Raw genomic sequence first — 5,600 nt, forward strand, 5'->3', positions numbered from 1 at the left:
ACTGAAAGGCTTTCTTTAAGATTTGGCACCGACCTACTCTCCCACGTGTTACCGCAGTACCATCGGCTCTGGTGGGCTTAACTTCTCTGTTCGGAATGGGAAGAGGTGGACACCACCGATATAGGCACCTAAATATTTTTAAATATTTAGTGATATATCTCATAATATCCTTGCGGTATATTATGGCTATTGTTACTAAACAAGTGACATATTATTGAAAGAAGTTAAGTTAGGAAGAACAAACAACAGTTTACTGCTCTTGAAAGCTTCGGATGATTAGTATTACTCGACTTTGATGTCACCATCTTTACATCTGTAACCTATCAACGTAGTAGTCTGCTACGGTCCTATATGGAATTCTCATCTCGTGGCTAGTTTCGCACTTAGATGCTTTCAGCGCTTATCTATTCCCAGCGTAGCTACTCTGCAATGCCCCTGGCGGAACAACAGATTCACTAGAGGCTAGTCCAACCCGGTCCTCTCGTACTAAGGTCAGCCCCACTCAAAATTCCTACGCCCACAACAGATAGGGACCGAACTGTCTCGCGACGTTCTGAACCCAGCTCGCGTGCCACTTTAATCGGCGAACAGCCGAACCCTTGGGACCTTCTCCAGCCCCAGGATGTGACGAGCCGACATCGAGGTGCCAAACCTCCCCGTCGATATGAGCTCTTGGGGGAGATCAGCCTGTTATCCCCAGCGTACCTTTTATCCTTTGAGCGATGGCCCTTCCATGCAGAACCACCGGATCACTATATCCGTCTTTCGACCCTGCTCGGCTTGTTTGCCTCACAGTCAAGCAAGCTTATGCTATTGCACTCCTCATACGGTTACCAAGCGTATTGAGCTTACCTTTGAAAGCCTCCGTTACCTTTTTGGAGGCGACCACCCCAGTCAAACTACCCATCAAACAATGTCCTTCACTAAGTGAAGTTAGACATCGAATACAGAAAGGGTGGTATTTCAACGTTGACTCCATGACGCCTAGCGACGCCACTTCACAGTCTCCCACCTATCCTACACATCCTGCATCCAATGTCAATGTTAAATTGTAGTGAAGGTGCATGGGGTCTTTCCGTCCCGTTGCGGGTACCCGGCGTCTTCACCGGGACCACAATTTCACCGAGCTCATGGCTGAGACAGCGCCCAGATCGTTACACCATTCGTGCAGGTCGGAACTTACCCGACAAGGAATTTCGCTACCTTAGGACCGTTATAGTTACGGCCGCCGTTTACTGGGGCTTCGATTCAATGCTTCTCCGTGAGGATGACATCCCCTCTTAACCTTCCAGCACCGGGCAGGTGTCAGGCCTTATACTTCATCTTTCGATTTTGCAAAGCCATGTGTTTTTGTTAAACAGTCGCCTGGGCCATTTCACTGCGGCTGATATTGCTACCAGCGCCCCTTCTCCCGAAGTTACAGGGCCATTTTGCCGAGTTCCTTAGCCATGAATCACTCGAGCGCCTTAGAATTCTCTTCCCGGATACCTGTGTCGGTTTGCGGTACGGGTTTTTATAACCTGAAGCTTAGCGGTTTTTCTTGGAAGTCTGATTACCTGCACTATCCACGCCCCCGAAGGTTTGCGGTACTATCGGCCTTCAGCAAGACCGGCGGATTTGCCTACCAGTCCTATACCTACAGCCTTCAACGATCTATTCCGTCAGATCGCGGCAGTGTCACTACTCCGTCCCCACATCGCAGTTATAAAAAGTACGGGAATATTAACCCGTTGTCCATCGAATATCCCTTTCGGGTTCTCCTTAGGCCCCGACTAACCCTGATCCGATTAGCGTTGATCAGGAAACCTTATCCTTTCGGCGGGCAGGTTTCTCGCCTGCCTTATCGTTACTTATGCCTACATTTGCTTTTCCAGAAGCTCCAGCAAAACTTACGTCATACCTTCGCTGCCGCTGGAATGCTCCCCTACCGTAATATTTACACATTACCCATAGCTTCGGTGTACAATTTTATGCCCGTTTATTATCCATGCCCGATCGCTCGACTAGTGAGCTGTTACGCACTCTTTAAATGAATGGCTGCTTCCAAGCCAACATCCTAGCTGTCTATGCAATCGGACCTCGTTAGTTCAACTTAACTGTAACTTGGGGACCTTAGCTGATGGTCTGGGTTCTTTCCCTCTCGGCGCGTGACCTTAGCACCCCGCGCCTCACTGCCGTGTATATTAAATAGCATTCGGAGTTTGTCTGGATTTGGTAGGATTTGACTCCCCCGCACCCAATCAGTAGCTCTACCTCTATTTAACTTCACCACGACGCTGTTCCTAAAAACATTTCGGGGAGTACGAGCTATTTCCCAGTTTGATTAGCCTTTCACCCCTACCCACAGATCATCCGGAAACTTTTCAACGTTTATCGGTTCGGTCCTCCAGTACGTGTTACCGCACCTTCAACCTGTCCATGGGTAGATCACAAGGTTTCGCGTCTACCTCCCCTGACTATACGCCCTATTCAGACTCGCTTTCGCTTCGGATCCGTGTCTGAAACACTTAACCTTGCCAGAGAAGAGTAACTCGTAGGCTCATTATGCAAAAGGCACGCCGTCACGCCACCTGGACGCTCCGACCGCTTGTAAGCACACAGTTTCAGGTTCTATTTCACTCCCCTGTTCGGGGTTCTTTTCACCTTTCCCTCACGGTACTGGTTCACTATCGGTCTCTCAGGAGTATTTAGCCTTACCGGATGGTGCCGGCAGATTCCTACAAGGCGTCTCCGACCTCGCAGTACTCAGGATACTACTAGACTAATGGTACTTACGTGTACGAGGCTATCACTCTTTATCGCCAGGCTTCCCATCCTGTTCCACTTCATTGCATTATAATCTTATCGTAGTCCTACAACCCCACATTTGCCGTAACAAATATGGTTTGGGCTCTTTCCCGTTCGCTCGCCACTACTTAGGAAATCATTATTATTTTCTCTTCCTCTGCTTACTTAGATGTTTCAGTTCGGCAGGTTTGCGTACATTGTACGACTAGTCTTCAACTAGCCAGGTTTCCCCATTCAGAAATCTTCGGATCAATTCATATTTGCTAATCCCCGAAGCTTATCGCAGCTTATCACGTCTTTCATCGCCTCTGAGAGCCAAGGCATCCCCTGTGTGCTCTTAATTACTTTCTTCTCTCCATACCCTTTTGCGCATATGGAAATGCTTTTTTGATTGTTGTTAAATCGTCAGTCAGTTTGTAGTAATTGCTTACTGCATTCTTTCCTTCGACCAAACAACGTCTCTATTGTTGTTTGCTCTTCTTTTTTAACTTCTTCCAATATGTCAAAGAACTGTTCTATCCCGGAGTACATTCCTATACAGGTTTGTTCCCTATTTCTGTGCCTTTTGTATTAAGCACCGGTGATGGTGGAGAATAACGGAGTCGAACCGTTGACCTCCTGCGTGCAAGGCAGGCGCTCTAGCCAGCTGAGCTAATCCCCCTTAAGATTATACCTTAATGTAGTCCCGAGCAGATTTGAACTGCTGACCCCTACATTATCAGTGTAGTGCTCTAACCAACTGAGCTACGGGACTAAATATTCGTAAGTAAGGTTTATGAGTACTGATTTCTCATTTCACAAATCTTCTTGCCTACTCATGTCCCCTTTCTTCAGTATGGAACACTATTGATGTTTCATCCTATGGGTTTCTTTTTTGAGATTTATTGTCATTTATATCATTTGGCGTAGCGAGTAGTCAATTCTACTCCAGAAAGGAGGTATTCCAGCCGCACCTTCCGGTACGGCTACCTTGTTACGACTTAGCCCCAGTTATCGGTTTTACCCTAGGACGCTCCTTGCGGTTACATACTTTAGGTACCCCCAACTTCCATGGCTTGACGGGCGGTGTGTACAAGGCCCGGGAACGTATTCACCGCGTCATTGCTGATACGCGATTACTAGCGAATCCAACTTCAAGAGGTCGAGTTGCAGACCTCTATCCGAACTGTGAATGGCTTTGTGAGATTGGCATACTGTTACCAGCTAGCTGCCCTCTGTACCATCCATTGTAGCACGTGTGTAGCCCCGGACGTAAGGGCCATGATGACTTGACGTCGTCCCCTCCTTCCTCTCTGTTTGCACAGGCAGTCTGTTTAGAGTCCCCAGCTTAACCTGATGGCAACTAAACATAGGGGTTGCGCTCGTTGCGGGACTTAACCCAACACCTCACGGCACGAGCTGACGACAGCCATGCAGCACCTAGTTTCGTGTGATTGCTCACTGGACTATCTCTAATCCATTCACTAACTTTCAAGCCCGGGTAAGGTTCCTCGCGTATCATCGAATTAAACCACATGCTCCTCCGCTTGTGCGGGCCCCCGTCAATTCCTTTGAGTTTCACCCTTGCGGGCGTACTCCCCAGGTGGAATACTTAACGCTTTCGCTTAGCCGCTAACTGTATATCGCTAACAGCGAGTATTCATCGTTTAGGGCGTGGACTACCAGGGTATCTAATCCTGTTTGATCCCCACGCTTTCGTGCCTCAGCGTCAATAAGACCATAGTAAGCTGCCTTCGCAATCGGTGTTCTGTGACATATCTATGCATTTCACCGCTACTTGTCACATTCCGCCTACCTCTAGTCCATTCAAGCCCATCAGTATCAAGGGCACTGCGATAGTTGAGCTACCGTCTTTCACCCCTGACTTAATAGGCCGCCTACGCACCCTTTAAACCCAATAAATCCGGATAACGCTTGGATCCTCCGTATTACCGCGGCTGCTGGCACGGAGTTAGCCGATCCTTATTCCTTCGGTACATTCAGCTACTTACACGTAAATAGGTTTATTCCCGAATAAAAGCAGTTTACAACCCAGAGGGCCGTCTTCCTGCACGCGGCATGGCTGGTTCAGAGTTCCCTCCATTGACCAATATTCCTTACTGCTGCCTCCCGTAGGAGTCTGGTCCGTGTCTCAGTACCAGTGTGGGGGGTCATCCTCTCAGATCCCCTAGTCATCGTCGCCTTGGTGGGCCGTTACCCCGCCAACTAGCTAATGACACGCATGCCCATCTTAATCCTATAAATATTTGAACATTGGATAATGCTATCCTGTGTTTTTATGCGGTGTTAATCCGAATTTCTTCGGGCTATCCCCCTGATTAAGGTAGGTTGCATACGCGTTACGCACCCGTGCGCCACTTTCATATCCAGCAAGCTGGATAATCTCGTTCGACTTGCATGTATTAGGCCTGCCGCTAGCGTTCATCCTGAGCCAGGATCAAACTCTCCATTGTAAAATGTTTTGTTTGAACGCTGACCATTCTTAACTTAAATTAATAATAGTCTATTCTAATTATATATTGTCTAGTTAGATTTCGACTCGAAACAATAGCTCGGTTCTCATGTACTTTGAAATCGTACTATCGTACCTCGCTACGCTTTATAAATGACATCTCTTTAATGAACTTCTCGAATCGCCTCGCGGGTCTTCTGTATATATCTTCGTATCTTAATCTCTGTTTCGTCCAGGTCTTAATGTTCCTGGTTTCAGTTTCGATTACTTCAACGTTTCAATCTTGTTTTTCTTATTATCAAACTCCGTTTGATAAACCCGTTCTGTTTGGGATTGCAAAGGTAGAAATCTTTTTGGTAGT

At 47.5% G+C, this 5,600-nt stretch carries 2 tRNA genes and 3 rRNA genes; all 5 read right to left on the reverse strand.

Annotated features, from left to right (window positions below):
- Positions 1-20: 20 nt before the first annotated feature.
- Positions 21-132 (reverse strand): 5S ribosomal RNA (gene rrf / locus ABDJ41_RS22895).
- 125 nt (positions 133-257) lie between these two features.
- A 23S ribosomal RNA gene (locus ABDJ41_RS22900) occupies positions 258-3,138 on the reverse strand.
- Positions 3,139-3,371: 233 nt separating this feature from the next.
- Positions 3,372-3,448, reverse strand: a tRNA-Ala gene (locus tag ABDJ41_RS22905).
- 19 nt (positions 3,449-3,467) lie between these two features.
- Positions 3,468-3,541, reverse strand: a tRNA-Ile gene (locus ABDJ41_RS22910).
- Positions 3,542-3,718: 177 nt separating this feature from the next.
- Positions 3,719-5,240, reverse strand: a 16S ribosomal RNA gene (locus ABDJ41_RS22915).
- The 16S, 23S and 5S rRNA genes sit together here with 2 tRNA genes alongside, the layout of an rRNA operon.
- Positions 5,241-5,600 lie beyond the last annotated feature (360 nt).

This window comes from Pedobacter sp. ASV1-7 (genome assembly GCF_040203335.1).
Lineage (GTDB): Bacteria > Bacteroidota > Bacteroidia > Sphingobacteriales > Sphingobacteriaceae > Pedobacter.